At 64.3% G+C, this 18360-nt stretch carries 14 protein-coding genes; 11 read left to right on the plus strand and 3 right to left on the minus strand.

Annotated elements, in window-relative coordinates; all coding sequences use genetic code 11:
* Genes sdhA through gltA form a run of 4 tightly spaced genes read left to right on the plus strand, consistent with a single transcriptional unit; the run spans position 1 to position 4092 of the window.
* Positions 1–1776 carry a succinate dehydrogenase flavoprotein subunit gene (sdhA, locus tag WA983_RS13975; protein ID WP_424249566.1) on the plus strand — a complete coding sequence of 592 codons (1776 nt, stop codon included), beginning with the start codon at positions 1–3 and terminating at the stop codon, positions 1774–1776.
* Between the two features lie 13 nt (positions 1777–1789).
* Complete coding sequence (locus WA983_RS13980) at positions 1790–2506, plus strand: succinate dehydrogenase iron-sulfur subunit (protein WP_424249564.1); 717 nt, start codon at positions 1790–1792, stop codon at positions 2504–2506.
* A gap of 9 nt (positions 2507–2515) precedes the next feature.
* Positions 2516–2779 carry a succinate dehydrogenase assembly factor 2 gene (locus WA983_RS13985; RefSeq protein ID WP_424249562.1) on the plus strand — a complete coding sequence of 88 codons (264 nt, stop codon included), beginning with the start codon at positions 2516–2518 and terminating at the stop codon, positions 2777–2779.
* Between the two features lie 17 nt (positions 2780–2796).
* On the plus strand, positions 2797–4092 hold the full coding sequence (gene gltA / locus WA983_RS13990) for a citrate synthase (RefSeq protein ID WP_424312208.1): 1296 nt from the start codon (positions 2797–2799) through the stop codon (positions 4090–4092).
* Between the two features lie 70 nt (positions 4093–4162).
* Here gltA and WA983_RS13995 read toward each other — a convergent pair whose 3' ends face one another.
* The gene (locus tag WA983_RS13995; RefSeq protein ID WP_424247243.1) at positions 4163–4822 is read right to left on the minus strand and encodes a cysteine hydrolase family protein; all 660 of its coding nucleotides are present in this window, start codon (positions 4820–4822) and stop codon (positions 4163–4165) included.
* Positions 4823–4970: 148 nt separating this feature from the next.
* On the opposite strand from WA983_RS13995, the gene WA983_RS14000 reads away from it, so the two are divergent.
* Positions 4971–5933: a GlxA family transcriptional regulator gene (locus WA983_RS14000; RefSeq protein ID WP_424247245.1), complete on the plus strand. Its 963-nt coding sequence runs from the start codon at positions 4971–4973 to the stop codon at positions 5931–5933.
* Positions 5934–6024: 91 nt separating this feature from the next.
* On the opposite strand, the gene WA983_RS14005 is transcribed toward WA983_RS14000, so the two are convergent.
* Entirely contained in the window at positions 6025–8319 is a 2295-nt protein-coding gene (locus WA983_RS14005) for an NADP-dependent malic enzyme (RefSeq protein ID WP_424312209.1), read from the minus strand.
* Positions 8320–8646: 327 nt separating this feature from the next.
* Here WA983_RS14005 and WA983_RS14010 point away from each other — a divergent pair, with 327 nt between their 5' ends.
* The 6 genes from WA983_RS14010 to WA983_RS14035 all read left to right on the plus strand — a co-directional run bounded on the left by WA983_RS14010 (position 8647) and on the right by WA983_RS14035 (position 17466).
* Positions 8647–11526, plus strand: coding sequence for a 2-oxoglutarate dehydrogenase E1 component (locus tag WA983_RS14010; protein WP_424247248.1), 2880 nt, complete (start codon positions 8647–8649; stop codon positions 11524–11526).
* 39 nt (positions 11527–11565) lie between these two features.
* Positions 11566–12759, plus strand: a complete 1194-nt coding sequence (odhB, locus tag WA983_RS14015) for a 2-oxoglutarate dehydrogenase complex dihydrolipoyllysine-residue succinyltransferase (RefSeq protein WP_424312210.1) — start codon at positions 11566–11568, stop codon at positions 12757–12759.
* Positions 12760–12820: 61 nt separating this feature from the next.
* Positions 12821–14248: a dihydrolipoyl dehydrogenase gene (lpdA, locus tag WA983_RS14020; RefSeq protein WP_424250922.1), complete on the plus strand. Its 1428-nt coding sequence runs from the start codon at positions 12821–12823 to the stop codon at positions 14246–14248.
* A 10-nt stretch (positions 14249–14258) separates the two neighbouring features.
* Entirely contained in the window at positions 14259–15350 is a 1092-nt protein-coding gene (zapE, locus tag WA983_RS14025) for a cell division protein ZapE (protein WP_424250924.1), read from the plus strand.
* 33 nt (positions 15351–15383) lie between these two features.
* Entirely contained in the window at positions 15384–16724 is a 1341-nt protein-coding gene (locus tag WA983_RS14030) for a tryptophan--tRNA ligase (RefSeq protein ID WP_424312211.1), read from the plus strand.
* Between the two features lie 58 nt (positions 16725–16782).
* Positions 16783–17466, plus strand: coding sequence for a TorF family putative porin (locus WA983_RS14035; protein ID WP_424312212.1), 684 nt, complete (start codon positions 16783–16785; stop codon positions 17464–17466).
* A 49-nt stretch (positions 17467–17515) separates the two neighbouring features.
* On the opposite strand, the gene WA983_RS14040 is transcribed toward WA983_RS14035, so the two are convergent.
* Positions 17516–18355 carry an ABC transporter permease gene (locus WA983_RS14040; protein WP_424247773.1) on the minus strand — a complete coding sequence of 280 codons (840 nt, stop codon included), beginning with the start codon at positions 18353–18355 and terminating at the stop codon, positions 17516–17518.
* Positions 18356–18360 lie beyond the last annotated feature (5 nt).

Raw genomic sequence — 18360 nt, forward strand, 5'->3', positions numbered from 1 at the left:
GTGGCCGCTGTCAACAAATCCCTTCCGCGCCGCCAGTTCGATGTGGTGGTCGTCGGTGCCGGCGGAGCCGGCCTGCGTTGTGCCCTGCAATTGGCTCAGGCCGGCCTGTCCGTGGCCGTGCTGTCCAAGGTCTTCCCGACGCGCTCGCACACCGTGGCCGCCCAGGGCGGCGTCAGCGCTTCGCTGGGCAACATGAGCGAAGACCACTGGCAATGGCACATGTACGATACCGTCAAGGGCTCCGACTGGCTCGGCGACCAGGATGCGATCGAATTCATGGTCCGCGAAGCCCCCAATGCCGTGTACGAGCTCGAACACTTCGGCATGCCCTTCGACCGCAATCCGGACGGCACCATCTACCAGCGCCCGTTCGGCGGCCACACCTCGCACTTCGGTGAAAAGCCCGTCCAGCGCGCCTGTGCCGCCGCTGACCGTACCGGCCACGCGATGCTGCACACGCTCTACCAGCGCAACGTCGCCGCCCGCACGAACTTCTTCGTCGAATGGATGGCGCTCGATCTGCTGCGCAACAACGACGGCGATGTGCTGGGCGTGACCGCGATGGAAATGGAAACCGGTGAAATCTACGTCCTGGAAGCCAAGCACACCGTGCTGGCCACCGGCGGCGCAGGCCGGATCTGGGCGGCTTCGACCAATGCCTTCATCAACACCGGTGACGGCCTGGGCATGGCCGCGCGCGCCGGCATCCCGCTGCAGGACATGGAATTCTGGCAATTCCACCCCACCGGCGTGGCCGGGGCCGGCGTGCTGATCACCGAAGGTGTGCGCGGCGAAGGCGGCATCCTGCTGAACAAGGACGGCGAGCGCTTCATGGAACGCTACGCGCCGCAACTCAAGGACCTGGCGCCGCGTGACTTCGTCTCGCGTTCGATGGACCAGGAAATCAAGGAAGGCCGCGGTTGCGGCGATGGCAGCTACGTGGTGCTGAAGCTCGACCACCTGGGCGCAGAAACCATCCAGAAGCGTCTGCCTTCGATCCGCGAAATCGCCATCAAGTTCGCCAACATCGACCCGATCAAGGACCCGATCCCCGTCGTGCCGACGATCCACTACCAGATGGGCGGCATTCCGGCCAACTATCATGGTCAGGTCGTCACCCGCGTCAACGGCCAGGAAAAGATCGTCAACGGTCTGTACGCCGTCGGCGAATGCGCGGCGACTTCGGTGCACGGCGCCAACCGCCTGGGCACCAATTCCCTGCTGGACCTGATCGTGTTCGGCCGCTCGGCCGGCAACTTCATCGTCGACCAGCACCCGGAACGTACGCACAGCCACCAGCCGCTGCCGGACACCGACATCAATGCCTCGCTGGATCGCGTCAACCGTCTGGAAACCCGCACCTCGGGCGAAAAGGCCCAGGACGTGGCCAACAAGATGCGCATGACCATGCAGGCTCACTGCGGCGTGTTCCGCAAGCTGGATCTGCTCAAGGAAGGCGCGGAAATGATCGCTGACCTGGTGCCGGAAGTCCAGGACATCTATTTCGCCGACAAGTCCAAGGTCTTCAATACCGCCCGCATCGAGGCCCTGGAAGTCTCCAACATGATCGAGGTGGCCCGCGCCACGACGACCTCGGCGGCCGCCCGCCTGGAATCGCGCGGCGCCCACGCCCTCGAGGAATACCCGGAACGCGACGACGTGGACTGGCTCAAGCACACGCTGTGGTTCGCCGAGGACAACCGCCTCGAATACTCCCCGGTGCGCATGCAGCCCCTGACCGTGGACAGCATCCCGCCCAAGCCGCGTACCTTCTAATCTGGATATCGTCATGAGTCAAAAACGCATCGTGAAATTCGAGATCTACCGCTACGATCCGGACAAGGACGAACGGCCGTACATGCAGAAGTTCGAGGTCGAGCTGCAGCCGACCGACAAGATGCTGCTGGACGCGATCCTGCGCATCAAGAACGAGCTCGACGACAGCCTGGCCCTGCGCCGGTCCTGCCGCGAGGGCGTGTGCGGATCCGACGCCATGAACATCAACGGCAAGAACGGCCTGGCCTGCACGACCAACCTGCTCGAGCTCAAGGAGCCCATCGTCCTCAAGCCGCTGCCCGGCCTGCCCGTGGTGCGCGACCTGATCGTGGACATGACCTTCTTCTTCGACCAGTACCATTCGGTCAAGCCTTTCCTGATCAACGACACGCCGCCGCCCGAAAAGGAACGCCTGCAGTCCCCCGAGGAACGCGAGGAACTCAACGGCCTGTACGAGTGCATCCTGTGCGGCTCCTGCTCCACCGCCTGTCCGTCCTTCTGGTGGAATCCGGACAAGTTCGTCGGCCCGGCCGGCCTGCTGCAGGCCTACCGTTTCATCGCCGATTCGCGCGATGAAGCCACCGGCGAACGTCTGGACAATCTGGAAGACCCGTACCGCCTGTTCCGCTGCCATACGATCATGAACTGCACGGATGTCTGCCCCAAGGGCTTGAATCCGTCGGCCGCGATCGGCAAGATCAAGGAAATGCTCGTGCGCCGCACGGTCTAGGATTCGGACATGTCTGGCGACCTGACCGTTCTGGATCGCGCCCGCCTGCGCTGGCGGGCACGTCGCGGCCTGCTCGAGAACGATCTCATCATCACGCGCTTCCTGGATGCCCACGAAGCGCAGTTGACTGAGAACGACGTGCGGGCCTTGACGCAGCTTTTCGAAATGGTCGATACCGAATTGCTCGACGTCCTGTTGGGACGCGCGGACCTGTCGGGTCCCTACGACGATCCCGACATCCGCCGGCTCGTCGAGCAGATGAAAGCGCTGTAACTTAAAGGAAGATTCACATGCAGCTATCCGATAAAAAAGCCACGCTCTCGTTCTCCGACGGCAGCCCCTCGGTCGAATTCCCGGTGTACCAGGGCACGGTTGGCCCGGACGTGATCGACATCCGCAAGCTCTACGGTCAGACGGGGATGTTCACCTATGACCCCGGCTTCATGGCGACGGCCTCCTGCGAATCCGCCATCACCTACATCGATGGCGACAAGGGCCAACTGCTGTATCGCGGTTACCCGATCGACCAGTTGGCGACGAACTGCGATTTCCTGTCGGTCGCCTACCTGATCATGAACGGCGAACTGCCTTCGCCGCAGCAGAAGCATGACTTCGACGATCTGGTCACGCACCACACCCTGGTGCACGAGCAGATGCACACCTTCCTGCAGGGCTTCCGCCGCGACGCGCACCCGATGGCGGTGCTGACGGGCCTGGTGGGCGCGCTGTCGGCCTTCTACCATGACTCCACCGACATCACCAACCCGCGTCACCGCGAGGTCTCCGCGATCCGCCTGATCGCCAAGCTGCCGACCCTGGTCGCCATGGCGTACAAGCATTCCCTGGGCCAGCCCTTCATCTACCCGAAGAACGACCTGTCCTACACGGGCAACTTCCTGCGCATGATGTTCGCCACGCCCTGCGATGACTACCAGGTCAACGAGGTCGTCGAGCGCGCCCTGGATCGCATCTTCATTCTGCATGCGGATCACGAGCAGAACGCCTCCACCTCCACGGTGCGCCTGTGCGGTTCCTCCGGCACCAACCCGTTTGCGGCGATTGCGGCCGGCGTGGCCTGCCTGTGGGGTCCGGCGCACGGCGGCGCCAACGAAGCCTGCCTGAACATGCTGGAAGGCCTCCAGGCCAACGGTGGCGTCGCCAAGGTCGGCGAGTTCATGGAAAAGGTCAAGGACAAGACCTCGGGTGTGCGCCTGATGGGCTTCGGCCACCGGGTCTACAAGAACTACGATCCGCGCGCCACGATGATGCAGGAAACCTGCCGCGAAGTGCTGGACGCGCTGGGTCTGCATAACGATCCGCTGTTCAAGCTGGCGATGGAAGTCGAACGCATCGCGCTGGAAGACAAGTACTTCGTGGATCGCAAGCTGTACCCGAACGTGGACTTCTATTCGGGCATCGTGCAGCGCGCCATCGGCATCCCCACGTCGCTGTTCACGGCGATCTTCGCCCTGGCCCGCACGGTGGGCTGGATCGCCCAGTGGAACGAAATGCTGTCCGACCCCGACTACAAGATCGGCCGCCCGCGCCAGTTGTACACCGGCGCTGCGGTGCGCGACGTGAAGTAATTCTTCCGTTTCGTCGCAGGATGGAAAACGGGCCGCGAGGCCCGTTTTCCTTTGGCTCCGCGCGGGCCGCTCAGGCGGCTTGCTGCGTCGCCGCGTCGTGCAGCAGATCGCGCGCCCGCTGGTTGGACAGGTAGATGTTGTCGCGCACCGGCTGCGCGCCGGTCTTGACGCTGTCGACCCAGTCCCGGGTGGACATCACCGCCGCGAAACGCGATTGCAGCACCACGCTGAATACGCGGTGGATGTCTTCGGCGCTCGCGAGTCCGGCCTGATTGCGGTAGGACACCGCGCCCGAGGCATCGTGCAGAAACTCGACTGCGGTGCCGTTGTGCAGGGCGTGGTTGATGGTCGAGGAATCGCAGTTGTGCGTCATATAGCCGACCACCGTCAGCGTGTCGATGCCGCGCGCCTGCAGCCAGGCAGCCAGATCGGTTTCCGGATAGGCGCTGGGCAGCGTCTTGCGCAGGTAATGATCGTGTGGACGGGCGGCGACCACTGGATGCAGTTGCCAACCCTCGGTGTCGATGGCGAACAGCGGCGAACGGGCGGGCGAGGTCTGCTGCACCACGATCACCGGGATTTTGGCCGCCTGCGCCGTGTCCATGGCGAGGCCGACATTGGCGATGGTGAGCGACGGGTCCGGATATTCGATCGGCAGCTCTCCGGTGAAATATTCGTTTTGTGCGTCGATGACGATCAAGGCGCGCTTCGGGGCGGTGTGGGCAGTCATGGCGGGACTCCTGGAAATCGATGGGATCGGTATGTGAGAGTGGGCGTGACGAACGCCCATGGACAGCATCTTCGCGCACGGCTATCCTTCCAACAAGTGTCCTGAATAACAGCTATCGAAAGAATCGGGCCAAACTCGCACCACTACCATGTTGCCTCGGAAAATCGCCGTTCTGGCCTTTGATCGCATCAGTCCGTTTCACCTTTCCGTGCCGTGCCTGGTGTTTGAAAACCGCATCGGCCAGCCCGCACACGAACTATGGATCTGCGCGGGAGAGCCCGTCCCCAGGGGCGGCCTGCGCACGACCGCCGGGTTCACTGTGCAAACCAGCCTGACTCTGGCGGACGCCGCGCAGGCGGACGTGCTGATCGTGCCGTCGTGGCGCGATCCGGACGAATGTCCGCCCGCGCCGATGGTCGATGCCGTGCGCGCGGCCCACGCGCGCGGCGCGACCGTGGTCGGCCTGTGCCTGGGGGCGTTCGTGCTGGCGGAAGCAGGCATCCTCGATGGTCACGAGGCGGCCACGCACTGGAGCGCCGTCGAGACGTTCTCACGGCGTTACCCGCGTGTGAAACTGATGCCCGACGTGTTGTACCAGGATGCCGACGAGGGCCGTCTGGTGACGTCCGCCGGCACGGCCGCCGGCCTGGACTGCTGCCTGGATCTGTTGCGCCGCTGGCATGGCGCAGACGTGGCCAACCTCGTGGCGCGGCGGCTGGTGGTGGCCCCGCACCGGCAGGGCGGGCAGGCACAATACATCGAGCAGCCTTTGCATGACGCGCCGGGCGGTGACCGCCTGTCCGATCTGCTGAATTGGGTGGCGGCCCATCCGTCCGAACCGCACACGCTCGATTCCCTGGCCGGGCGCGTCGCCATGAGCCGCCGAAATTTCACGCGCCGGTTCCGGGACCTGACCGGCACGACGGTCGGACAATGGCTGCTGGGGCAGCGCCTGGCCTATGCGCAGCGCTTGCTGGAGACCACGCATCAGCCCGTGGAAACCGTCGCGCAGCAGGCGGGTTTCGGCAGTGCGGCATCGTTGCGCCAGCATTTCAGTCAGGCGTATCGGACGTCGCCCAGCGCATACCGCGCGCTGTTTTCACAGATGTGATGTCCCCCGGGAGGCTTTCACCTTGAGGCGTCCGGCTGCAAAAAAACCGGCCGCCCCGAAGGACGGCCGGTCTTCCCGTGGGGCAGGGCGATCAGACTGCCTGGCCCGCTTCCTGCTGGGCGTCCACTACGGCCAGGGCCGTCATGTTGACGATACGGCGCACCGTGGAGCTGGTGGTCAGGATGTGCACCGGGCGCGCAGCGCCCAGCAGCACCGGACCCATGGCCACGCCGTGGCTGCCGGTCATCTTCAGCATGTTGTAGGTGATGTTGCCCGCGTCCAGATTGGGCATGATCAGCAGATTGGCCGGTCCCTTCAGTTGCGTGTCGGGGTAGGCATGGACGCGGATGGTTTCGGACAGGGCCGAGTCCGCGTGCATTTCGCCGTCGACTTCCAGTTCGGGCGCGCGCTGTTCGATCAGGCGACGCGCTTCGGCCATCTTGCGGGAGGACGCCGTAGGGCGGCTGCCGAAGTTGGAGTGCGAGAGCAGGGCAATCTTGGGTACGATGCCGAAGCGGCGGACTTCCTCGGCGGCCAGGATCGTCATGTCGGCGATCTGTTCGGCGGTGGGGTCTTCGTTGACGTGCGTGTCGCAGATGAACAGGGTCTGGGTCGGCAGCATCAGCACGTTCATGGCCGCGTAGGTGCGGGCCGTGGGCTTGAGGCCGATGACCTCTTCGACGTATTTCAACTGATTGTCGAAGCGGCTGGCCACCCCGCAGATCATCGCGTCGGCGTCGCCGCGCTGCAGCAGCATCACCCCGATCAGGGAGTTGTGCTTGCGTACCATGGCCTTGGCGATGTCGGGCGTGACACCCTCGCGGCCGCGCAGCTTGTAGTAGGCGCTCCAGGTTTCGTTGAAGCGCGTGTCGTCCTCGGGATTGACGATTTCCACGTTCTTGCCGGGCACCAGGCGCAGGCCGAACTTCTGGATGCGCATGTCGATCACGGCGGGACGGCCGATCAGGATCGGCTGGGCGAAGCCTTCGTCCAGCACTGTCTGGGCGGCGCGCAGCACGCGCTCGTCCTCGCCGTCGGCGTAGATCACGCGCTTGGGCGCGGATTTTGCTTGATGGAACAGGGGACGCATCAACTGGCCGGAGTGGTAGACGATGCTCATCAGGGACTGGCGGTAGGCGTCCATGTCCTCGATGGGGCGGCGGGCCACGCCGGAATCTGCAGCGGCCTGAGCGATGGCCGGGGCGATCTTGACGATCAGGCGCGGGTCGAAGGGCTTGGGAATGATGTATTCCGGGCCGAAGGACAGATCCTGGTCGGCGTAGGCGCTCGCGACTTCGGCGCTGCTTTCAGCCTGTGCCAGTTCGGCGATGGCCTTGACGCAGGCCAGCTTCATCTCTTCGTTGATGACGGTGGCGCCGCAGTCCATCGCGCCGCGGAAGATGAAGGGGAAGCACAGGACGTTGTTGACCTGGTTCGGATAGTCCGAACGGCCGGTGGCGACGATGCAGTCGGGGCGGGCGGCCTTGGCGTCCTCGGGACGGATTTCCGGATCGGGGTTGGCCAGGGCCAGGATCAGCGGGCGGTCGGCCATGGAGCGCACCATGTCCTGGGTCAGCACGCCGGGGGCCGAGCACCCCAGGAACACGTCGGCGCCCTTGCAGACGTCGGCCAGGGTGCGGGCGTCGGTCTGTTGAGCGTAGCGGGCCTTGTTGGCTTCCATCTTTTCATCGCGGCCCTGCCAGATCACGCCGCGCGAATCGACCACATAGATGTTCTTTTGCGAGACGCCGAGCTTGACCATCAGGTCCAGGCAGGCGATGGCGGCGGCGCCTGCGCCCGAACACACCAGCTTGACCTGAGCGATGTCTTTACCCACGACCTTCAGGCCGTTCAGGACGGCGGCCGAGGAGATGATGGCGGTGCCGTGCTGGTCGTCGTGAAAGACGGGGATCTTCATGCGTTCGCGCAGCTTCTTCTCGATATAGAAGCATTCCGGCGCCTTGATGTCTTCCAGATTGATCCCGCCCAGCGTCGGTTCCAGCGCGGCGATGATGTCGACCAGCTTGTCCGGATCGTTTTCGTTCAGTTCGATGTCGAAGACGTCGATGCCGGCGAATTTCTTGAACAGGCAGCCCTTGCCTTCCATGACGGGCTTGGCTGCCAGAGGGCCGATGTTGCCCAGGCCGAGCACGGCGGTGCCGTTGGTGACCACGCCCACCAGATTGGCGCGCGAGGTGTACTTGGCTGCGGCAGACTCGCCCTCGGCGTGAATTGTCATGCTGGCGATTGCCACGCCCGGGGAATAGGCCAGGCTCAGGTCGTCCTGGTTGGCCAGGGGTTTGGTCGGGACGACGGAGATTTTGCCGGGGGTGGGGAATGCGTGGTAATCGAGCGCCATCTTGGCGCGATCGTCTTTCAGGTCCATGACTACCTGTGCTCCTGCTGGTTGTTTTGTATCGTTTGTATTGCCGCGAGGGTATGGCTTCGGCAAACCCCATTCTGCCCGAGTATTGCTTGAAGTGTTTGTTAATCCCAACGTCAATCGGGCGAAAAGCAGCCTGGAATGGGCGTTTTCGGCCGGTCAGTTTAAACCCATGCCGCCGGACGGGTATACTTTCCCCTTAATACGGCTTATGCAAGGCGTCGTACCATTGCCTTCTGCCCCTGCTATCCGCTCATCGGTCTGGCCGAGTCGCGGAAGGTTTCTCAATCTGCATCGTTCGGGTGAAGCACCCGTCAGGTGAAGCGCACAATGTCCACGGAACAAGAACTCCAGTCCAATTCCTATTTGTTTGGCGCCAATGCGCCCTACGTAGAAGACCTCTACGAAGCCTATCTGAACGACCCGGGTTCCGTTCCGGACCAGTGGCGCACCTACTTCGATCAGTTGCAGCATTTGCCCGCCGCAGATGGCCGTGAGGCCACACGCGACCAGGCTCACGCTCCGATCGTCGCCTCTTTCGCTCAGCGCGCCCGAGAAAACGCCTTCCAGATCCGCCCCGCGCAAGCTTCCGACCAGTCCCTGGCTATCGCCGGCAAGCAGGTCTATGTCCAGTCCATCATCGCCGCCTATCGCTCGCTGGGGTCCCGCATCGCCCAGCTCGATCCGCTGAAGCGCCGCGACCGTCCGGACATCCCGGAACTGGACCCCGCCTTCTACGGCCTGACCGAGGCCGATCTGGACCAGATCTATTCGGCCACGAACACGTATTTCACCAAGGCCGATACGATGACCATGCGGGACATCCTCAAGGCCCTGCGCGACACGTATTGCCAGAACATCGGCGCCGAATTCATGCACATCGCCGATCCGGCGGTGAAGCGCTGGATTCAGGAACGCCTGGAATCCACCCTGGGCGTGCCGGAATTCACCGTCGAGCAGAAACGCAACATCCTGCAGCAGGTGACCGAGGCCGAAGGCCTGGAACGCTTCCTGCACACCAAATACGTCGGCCAGAAGCGCTTCTCTCTGGAAGGCGGTGAAAGCTTCATCGCCGCCATGGACGAGGTCGTCAATCACGCCGGTGAAAATGGCGTCCAGGAAATCGTCGTCGGCATGGCCCACCGGGGCCGCCTGAATCTGCTGGTCAACATCATGGGCAAGATGCCCGGCGATCTGTTTGCCGAATTCGAGGGCAAGCACGCCCAGGGACTCAGCGACGGCGACGTCAAATATCACAACGGCTTTTCCAGCGATCTGTCCACGCGCGGTGGCCCGGTCCACCTGTCTCTGGCGTTCAACCCGTCGCACCTGGAAATCGTGAACCCGGTGGTCGAGGGCAGCGTGCGCGCCCGTCAGGACCGCCGCAATGACGAACGGGGCGATCAGGTGCTGCCGGTGCTGGTGCATGGCGACGCAGCCTTCGCCGGCCAGGGCGTGGTCATGGAAACCCTGAACCTGGCGCAGACCCGCGGCTACGGCACCGGCGGCACCCTGCACATCGTCATCAACAACCAGATCGGCTTCACGACTTCCGACCCGCGCGACACGCGTTCCACGCTGTACTGCACGGACGTGGTCAAGATGATCGAAGCCCCGGTCTTCCACGTCAATGGCGACGACCCTGAAGCCGTGGTCTTCGTGACGAAGCTGGCGCTGGATTATCGCCAGCAGTTCGGGCATGACGTCGTGGTGGACATCGTCTGCTTCCGCAAGCTGGGCCACAACGAACAGGACACGCCGTCCCTGACGCAGCCGCTGATGTACAAGAGCATCGGCGTCCATCCGGGCACCCGCAAGCTCTATGCGGATCGCCTGGTCGCCCAGGGCGCCCTGGCCGAAGGCGAACCCGATCAGATGGTCAAGGATTACCGTCAGTTGATGGAAGACGGCCAGCGCACGGTTGAGCCCGTCCTGACCGACTACAAGAACAAGTATGCCACCGACTGGTCGCCCTTCCTGGGCGCCAAATGGACCGATCATGCCGATACCGGCGTGCCGCTGGCCGAACTGACCCGCATCGGCGAAAAACTGACCCAGGTGCCGGACGGATTCACGGTCCACCCCTTGGTCAATAAACTGCTGGCCGACCGTCTGGCGATGGCGCGCGGCGAACACCCCGTGGACTGGGGCATGGGCGAGCACCTGGCCTTCGCCACCCTGGTGGCCAACGGCTACGCCATCCGCATCACCGGCCAGGATTCCGGCCGTGGCACCTTCACCCATCGCCACGCCGTGCTGCACGACCAAAAGCGCGAACGCTGGGATGACGGCACCTACGTGCCTCTGCAGAACGTGTCCGAGAGCCAGGCGCCGTTCACAGTGATCGACTCCGTGCTGTCCGAAGCCGCCGTGCTGGGCTTTGAATACGGCTACGCCACCGCCGAGCCCAATGTGCTGACCATCTGGGAAGCCCAGTTCGGCGACTTCGCCAACGGCGCGCAGGTCGTCATCGACCAGTTCATCGCGTCTGGCGAGGCCAAGTGGGGCCGCGCCTGCGGTCTGGTGCTGATGCTGCCGCACGGCTACGAAGGCCAGGGGCCGGAACACTCGTCCGCGCGGATCGAGCGTTTCCTGCAACTGTGCGCGGACAACAATATGCAGGTCGTGCAGCCCACCAACGGGGCGCAGATCTTCCACGTGTTGCGCCGCCAGATGATCCGCCCCTTCCGCAAGCCGCTGGTGATCATGACGCCCAAGTCGCTCTTGCGCAACAAGGCGGCGACTTCTGCGCTGGACGATCTGGCGACAGGCACGTTCCAGCCCGTCATCGGCGAAACCAACGCCGACATCGTGCCGGCAGACGTCAAGCGCGTGCTGGTGTGTTCCGGCAAGGTCTACTACGACCTGGTCCATGCCCGCGAAGAACAAGGCCGCAAGGACGTCGCCATCCTGCGCATCGAGCAGCTCTATCCGTTTGCGCACAAGTCTTTCCAGGCTGAACTGCAGAAATACGACAACGTCACGGAACTGGTCTGGGTGCAGGACGAACCCCAGAACCAGGGGCCGTGGTTCTATGTGCAGCATCACCTGTACGAAAACATGAATGATGGTCAGAAACTGGGTTATGCCGGTCGCCCGGCGTCGGCTTCGCCGGCAGTAGGCTATATGGCAAAGCATCAGGAGCAGCAACGCGCCCTGATCGAGCAGGCCTTCGCCCCCAAACTGAAAAGTTTCTCGCTGATCAAGTAATCCGATTTCCCTCAAATACAGACAACACGGAAAAATATTATGGCTATTACCGAAGTCCTCGTTCCGCAGCTCTCCGAATCGGTGTCGGAGGCCACTCTGCTCAACTGGAAGAAGCAGCCCGGCGAAGCCGTCGAAGCCGATGAGATCCTGATCGAAGTCGAAACAGACAAGGTCGTGCTGGAAGTGCCGGCCCCCGCCTCGGGCGTGCTGTCCGAGATCGTCAAGGGCGACGGCAGCACCGTGACCTCGGGCGAAGTCCTGGCCCGCATCGACACCGCCGCCAAGGCCGCCGCTGCGGCTCCGGCCGCTGTTGCCGCGCCCGCGCCGGCCGTCGCCGAGGCTGCCAAGCCCGCCACCAAGTCGTCGGTGGTGTCCCCGGCCGCCGGCAAGATCCTGTCCGAAAAGGGCATCGATCCTGCCTCCGTCGAAGGCACGGGCCGTGGCGGTCGCGTGACCAAGGGCGACGCCCTGGGTGCCGCGCAGGCCCCGGCCGCCGCGACCCCGTCCGCCCCGGTGCCGGTCAGCCTGGACGGCCGCCCGGAACAGCGCGTGCCGATGAGCCGTCTGCGCGCCCGTGTGGCCGAGCGCCTGATTCAGTCGCAGTCCGAAAACGCCATCCTGACGACCTTCAACGAAGTCAATATGCAGGCCATCATGGACCTGCGCAAGAAATACAAGGACGTTTTCGAAAAGGAACACGGCGTCAAGCTGGGCTTCACGTCCTTCTTCGTCAAGGCGGCTGTCGCAGCGCTCAAGCGTTATCCGGTGGTCAACGCCTCGGTGGATGGCAAGGACATCATCTATCACGGGTATTTCGACATCGGCGTGGCCGTCGGCAGCCCGCGCGGCCTGGTGGTGCCTGTCCTGCGCAATGCCGATCAACTGTCGCTGGCCGACATCGAAAAGCAGATCGCCGATTTCGGTCGCCGCGCACAGGACGGCAAGCTGACGCTGGACGAACTGACCGGCGGGACTTTCTCGATCTCGAACGGCGGCGTGTTTGGCTCGATGCTGTCCACTCCGATCATCAACCCCCCGCAATCGGCCATTCTGGGCATTCACGCGACCAAGGACCGTCCGGTCGTGGAAAATGGCCAGATCGTGATTCGTCCGATCAACTATCTGGCGCTGTCGTATGACCACCGCATCATCGACGGGCGCGAGGCCGTGCTGGCGCTGGTCGCGATGAAAGAAGCCCTGGAAGACCCGCAACGCCTGTTGCTGAGCGTCTGATCGGCGGCTTTGATGTAATCCAGTACGCACCCTTCGGGGTGCGTCGTTTTGAGAGAAGAACATGGCAAAACAATTTGATGTAATCGTGATCGGTGCCGGCCCCGGCGGCTATATCGCCGCCATCCGCGCCGCCCAACTGGGCCTGGCCGTGGCCTGCGTGGACGCCTGGACCGACGCCGCTGGCAAGCCCGCCCCCGGCGGCACCTGCACGAATGTGGGCTGCATCCCGTCCAAGGCTCTGCTGCAATCGTCCGAGCACTACGAGCAACTGAATCATCACTTCGCCGACCATGGCATCACCGCCAAGGGCGTCAGCCTGGATCTGGCCAAGCTGATCGGCCGCAAGGACACGGTGGTTCAGCAGAACAACGCCGGCATCCTGTTCCTGTTCAAGAAGAACAAGGTGTCCTTCTTCCACGGCACCGGCACCCTGGCCGCCAAGACGGACTTCGGCTGGTCGGTGAAGGTCGCCGGCAAGACCGACGAGGACCTGGAAGGCCGACACGTGATCGTCGCCACCGGTTCCAGCGCACGTGAGCTGCCCGGCCTGCCCTTTGACGAAGAACTCGTTCTGTCGAACGACGGCGCGTTGCGCATCCCAGCCGTCCCCAAGAAACTCGGCGTCATCGGCGCGGGTGTCATCGGCCTGGAAATGGGCAGCGTCTGGCGCCGGCTGGGCGCCGAGGTCACCATCCTGGAAGCCATGCCCGAGTTCCTCGGTGCGGTGGACCGCGACGTGGCCAAGGAAGCCCAGAAGGCGCTTGCCAAGCAGGGCCTGGACATCCAGACCGGCGTGCGCATCGGCGAGGTCAAGACTTCCGCCAAGGGTGTCAACGTCCAGTACACGGACGCGGCCGGCGCCGAACAGAAGCTGGCCGTCAATCACCTGATCGTGTCGATCGGCCGGGTGCCCAACACCCAGGGGCTGGGTGCCGACGTGGTGGGCCTGAAGCTGGACGAGCGTGGTTTCGTGGTCGTCGACGAAGACTGCCGCAGCAACCTGCCCAACGTCTGGGCCGTGGGTGACGTGGTGCGCGGCCCGATGCTGGCGCACAAGGCCGAAGAAGAAGGCGTGGCGGTGGCCGAGCGCATTGCCGGCCAGCACGGGCACGTCAATTTCGACACCATCCCCTGGGTCATCTACACCTCGCCCGAAGTCGCCTGGGTCGGCAAGACCGAACAGGCGCTCAAGGCCGAGGGGCGCGACTACAAGGCGGGCAGCTTCCCCTTCATGGCCAATGGCCGTGCGCGCGCACTGGGCGACACCACCGGTTTCGTCAAGATCCTGGCTGACGCCAAGACCGACGAAGTCCTGGGCGTGCACATCGTGGGCCCGATGGCCTCCGAACTGATCGCCGAGGCCGTGACCATCATGGAATTCCGCGGCGCCGCCGAAGACATCGCGCGCATCTGCCATGCGCACCCGACCCTGTCCGAAGCCGTCAAGGAAGCCGCCCTGGCCGTCGACAAGCGCACGCTGAACCTGTAAGCCGCTGACGATGGATGTCAGCGCGTATTACGCGCAAGCCCTGAGCGAGCGGGGCTTCGTCGCTGACGAAGCCCAGCGCGCAGCGGTCGAGCGCCTGCAGCGATACTATGACGACTGGATCGAGTTCAAGCGTCAGCGCTCGAACGGCCTGAAAAAGCTGTTCCTGCGCCCGGCCGTGCCGCGCGGGGTCTACCTGTGGGGCGGTGTCGGGCGCGGCAAGAGCTTTCTGATGGATGCGTTCTACCTGACCGTACCCGTCAAGCGCAAGGTGCGCCTGCACTTTCACGAATTCATGCGCGGGGTCCACCGGGAAATCCGGGCCGTCAGCGGCGAGGCCGATCCGCTGGACCACGTGGCGCGCAAGGTCGCCGCCCGCTATCGCCTGATCTGCTTCGACGAGTTCCACATCTCGGACGTGGCAGACGCCATGATTCTGTACCGGCTGCTGATGCGCCTGTTCGAGCACGGCACGTCCTTCGTCATGACGTCGAACTACGAGCCGTCCACGCTTTACCCGGACGGCTTGCACCGTGACCGCATCCTGCCGGCCATCGCTCTGATCCAGGAACGGATGGACGTGATGAACGTCGATGCGGGCGTGGACTACCGGCGCCGCACCCTGGCGCAACTGCGCACCTATATCACGCCGATCGTGGCCGCGACGCATGACGAGCTGCGCTCGGCCTTCGATCGTCTGGCCGATACGGCTGAACAAAAGCCCGTCCTGCGGATCGAGAACCGCGAGGTCCAGGCGGTGGCACTGGCCGGGACCGTGGTCTGGTTCAGTTTCCAGGCCCTGTGTGGTACTCCGCGCTCGCAGAACGACTACCTGGATCTGGCCGACCGCTTCCAGACCGTGATCGTGTCCGACGTGCCGCGCATGAGCCCGCGCCAGGCGTCCGAGGCGCGCCGCTTCACCTGGCTGGTGGACGTGCTGTACGACCACAAGGTCAAGCTGATCCTGTCGGCGCAGTGCCCGGCCGATGCCCTCTATACTGAAGGGCCGATGTCGAATGAATTCTCCCGTACCGTGTCGCGCCTGATGGAAATGCAGTCGCGCGAATACCTGGCCGAAACGCGCCGGGCCTCGGTCGTCCTGTAGGGGCGGGACACGCCCTTGTCGTCTGGAAATCCCATGAGCACACCCGCCACCCGCGTCCTGACCGGCATCACCCCGTCGGGCACTCCCCACTTGGGCAATTACGCCGGCGCCATCCGCCCGGCGATCCAGGCCAGCACCGAGCCGGGCGTGGACGCCTTCTTCTTCCTGGCCGATTATCACGCGCTGATCAAGTGCGACGATCCGGCGCGCATCGCGCGCTCGCGGCTGGAGATCGCTGCGACCTGGATCGCGGCCGGCCTGGATACGGATCGGACGACTTTCTACCGTCAGTCGGACGTCCCGGAAATCCCGGAACTGTGCTGGATGCTGAACTGCGTCACGGCCAAGGGCCTGATGAACCGGGCGCACGCCTACAAGGCCTCCGTGGATGCCAACACCGCCAAGGGCGTCGAACCGGACGACGGCGTGACCATGGGGCTGTTTTCCTACCCGGTGCTGATGGCCGCCGACATTCTGATGTTCAACGCCCACCGCGTGCCGGTGGGGCGCGACCAGGTCCAGCACCTGGAAATGGCGCGCGACATCGCTCAGCGCTTCAACCACCTCTACGGCCGGGGCGAGGACCTGTTCGTGCTGCCGGAAGTCCAGCTCGACGAGGCCGTCGCCACGCTGCCGGGCCTGGACGGCCGCAAGATGTCCAAGAGCTACGACAACACCATTCCCTTGTTCGAGGGCGGGACCAAGGCGCTGAAGTCGACCGTGGCGCGGATCGTCACCGATTCGCGTCTGCCCGGCGAGCCCAAGGACGCCGAGGGTTCGCACCTGTATATGCTGTATCAGGCTTTCTCCACGCCCGCGCAGACGGTGGCGTTCCGTGCGGCCCTGGAAGGTGGTCTGGGATGGGGCGAGGCCAAGCAGGCGCTGTGTGAGCAGATCGAGACGCAGATCGGTCCGATGCGTGAACGCTATGCGGACCTGATGGCCCATCCCGAGCGGATCGAGGACATTCTGCAGGCCGGCGCGGCCAAGGCCCGGCGCATTGCGACGCCGATGATGGCGCGTTTGCGCGAGGCCGTGGGCTTGCGCATGACTGCAGGGACCGGCGCCGCACATGCGGCAGGGGCGTCCGGCGCCGCGCGCGCGAGCCGCGCCCGGATCGTGTCTTTCCGCGACGAGGACGGCCGGTTCCGCCAGCGTCTGTTCGGTGCCGATGGCACCGAACTGCTGCTGTCCGAGCCCTTCGGTGACCCCAAGGCCTTGAACGCCCTGGGCCGGTCTTTCGCCGGACGGGACCTGTCGGGTCTGGTGCCCGGAGCCGATGGTCTGGTCACGCTGGAGGCCGACAGCCTGTGTTGGGCTCATGTTCCCGCGGATCGCCTGGCGGCGGTTCGGCAAGCCCTGGCACAACTTTGAGCGCGGGCGCGCCTGCGCATCAGGGTTTCACGAGTTTGATAGAGAGGATGTGTTTCGAATGAAGTCGAGTGGGTGCTTTGCGGCTGTTCTGGCCGCTGCGGTATTGTCCGCATCTCTGCCGGTCCAGGCCGGGTCGGCGCGTTTCAATCTTGGCGCAGTGTCTTTGTACAAGGACCGGGGCGTGGATCAGAATGATCGCAACGAATCGGTGCGTCCGGCCGTCCAGGGCGGGGTGGATTACGATTTCGACAGCGGCTTCTATGTCGGCAACTGGAATTCGACTGGCCGTTTCGGCAACGCAGACTTGAAAATGGACACCTATGGCGGCTATCGGGCACAGCTGTCCAAGGACCTCGGGCTGGATGCCGGCTACATCCATTATTTCTATCCGGGTGAAGGCTCGCGCAATGCGGGCGAGGTCTATGCGGGCCTGAACTACCAGCGGCTCGGGTTCAAGGTCTATCGCGGCATGCGCGAAGACGTCAACAAGAACGACATGTACTACAAGGTGAGCTATACCCATCCTCTGATGGACAGGCTCGACCTGCGGCTGGGCGCGGGTTACCAGACCTATGACGCGTCCAATCTGCGAAACAAGCTCGACTACGGCGTCGGCATGGATTACACCCTGGGCAAGCATCTGACCCTGTCGGGGACAGTGGTGGGCGCCAACCGCCGACACGATGTGGATGATGGCTCGCGCGATGCGCGCTTCATCGTGGGGGCCGGCGCCCGCTTCTGACGGGCGCGGCCGGGCCACGCCGGTCCCCGGGGACCGGCGCTCGGACCGCTCAGTTGTCCAGCCGTACGGTCTTGGCCTCGACGCGGCCGCGCAGCCATTCCAGGGCCAGCAGCAGCGCCGTCGAGAACAGGATCAGGATGGTGGCCACGGCGGCGATCACCGGGCTGATGTTCTCGCGGATGCCGGTGAACATCTGGCGCGGCAGCGTGACCTGCTCGGGGCCTGCCAGGAACAGCGTGATCACGATTTCGTCGAATGCCGTGGCGAAGGCGAACAGGGCGCCGGCGATGACGCCGGGTGCGATGATGGGCAGCGTCACGCGGAAGAAGGACTGGACGGGGCCGGCACCCAGGCTGTAGCTGGCGCGCAGCAGGTTGGGATCGAAGCCCTGCAGGGTGGCCGAGACGGTGGTGACCACGAAGGGGGCGCCTATCGCGGCCAGGGCCAGGATCAGGCCGCCGTAGCTGTTGACCAGGCCGTAGGGCGCGAAGAACAGGTAGATGCCCAGGCCGGTCACCACCAGCGGCACGATCATCGGCGAAATCAGCACCGCCATCAGCAGGCCCTTGCCGGGAAATTGAGCGCGATGCAGGCCGGCTGCGGCCAGCGTCCCCAGAACGGTGGCCAGCAGGGTGGCGGCGGGGGCAACGATGAAGCTGTTGGTGGTCGCCCGGGCCCAGTCGTCCGACTGGAACAGGGCTTCGTACCAGCGTAGCGAGAAGGACTCGATGGGGTAGAGCAGCATCGAACTCTGGTTGAACGACAGCGGGACGATCACCAGGATCGGCAGCAGCAGGAACACCAGGAGCAGCACACACAGGATGCGCAGCGTGTAGTGCCAGGTGCGCTCGGTCAGCGACAGGTAGGGCGGGAATTCGGTCTTGAACATGTCTG

This window comes from Castellaniella sp., assembly GCF_049650445.1.
Taxonomy (GTDB): Bacteria; Pseudomonadota; Gammaproteobacteria; order Burkholderiales; family Burkholderiaceae_B; genus Castellaniella.

Coding starts and splice junctions, on each gene's coding strand:
- WA983_RS13980 (WP_424249564.1), top strand. CDS start 1,790: ATGAGTCAAAAACGCATCGTGAAATTCGAGATCTACCGCTACGATCCG.
- WA983_RS13985 (WP_424249562.1), top strand. CDS start 2,516: ATGTCTGGCGACCTGACCGTTCTGGATCGCGCCCGCCTGCGCTGGCGG.
- gltA (WP_424312208.1), top strand. CDS start 2,797: ATGCAGCTATCCGATAAAAAAGCCACGCTCTCGTTCTCCGACGGCAGC.
- WA983_RS13995 (WP_424247243.1), bottom strand. CDS start 4,822: ATGACTGCCCACACCGCCCCGAAGCGCGCCTTGATCGTCATCGACGCA.
- WA983_RS14000 (WP_424247245.1), top strand. CDS start 4,971: ATGTTGCCTCGGAAAATCGCCGTTCTGGCCTTTGATCGCATCAGTCCG.
- WA983_RS14005 (WP_424312209.1), bottom strand. CDS start 8,319: ATGGACCTGAAAGACGATCGCGCCAAGATGGCGCTCGATTACCACGCA.
- WA983_RS14010 (WP_424247248.1), top strand. CDS start 8,647: ATGTCCACGGAACAAGAACTCCAGTCCAATTCCTATTTGTTTGGCGCC.
- odhB (WP_424312210.1), top strand. CDS start 11,566: ATGGCTATTACCGAAGTCCTCGTTCCGCAGCTCTCCGAATCGGTGTCG.
- lpdA (WP_424250922.1), top strand. CDS start 12,821: ATGGCAAAACAATTTGATGTAATCGTGATCGGTGCCGGCCCCGGCGGC.
- zapE (WP_424250924.1), top strand. CDS start 14,259: ATGGATGTCAGCGCGTATTACGCGCAAGCCCTGAGCGAGCGGGGCTTC.
- WA983_RS14030 (WP_424312211.1), top strand. CDS start 15,384: ATGAGCACACCCGCCACCCGCGTCCTGACCGGCATCACCCCGTCGGGC.
- WA983_RS14035 (WP_424312212.1), top strand. CDS start 16,783: ATGAAGTCGAGTGGGTGCTTTGCGGCTGTTCTGGCCGCTGCGGTATTG.
- WA983_RS14040 (WP_424247773.1), bottom strand. CDS start 18,355: ATGTTCAAGACCGAATTCCCGCCCTACCTGTCGCTGACCGAGCGCACC.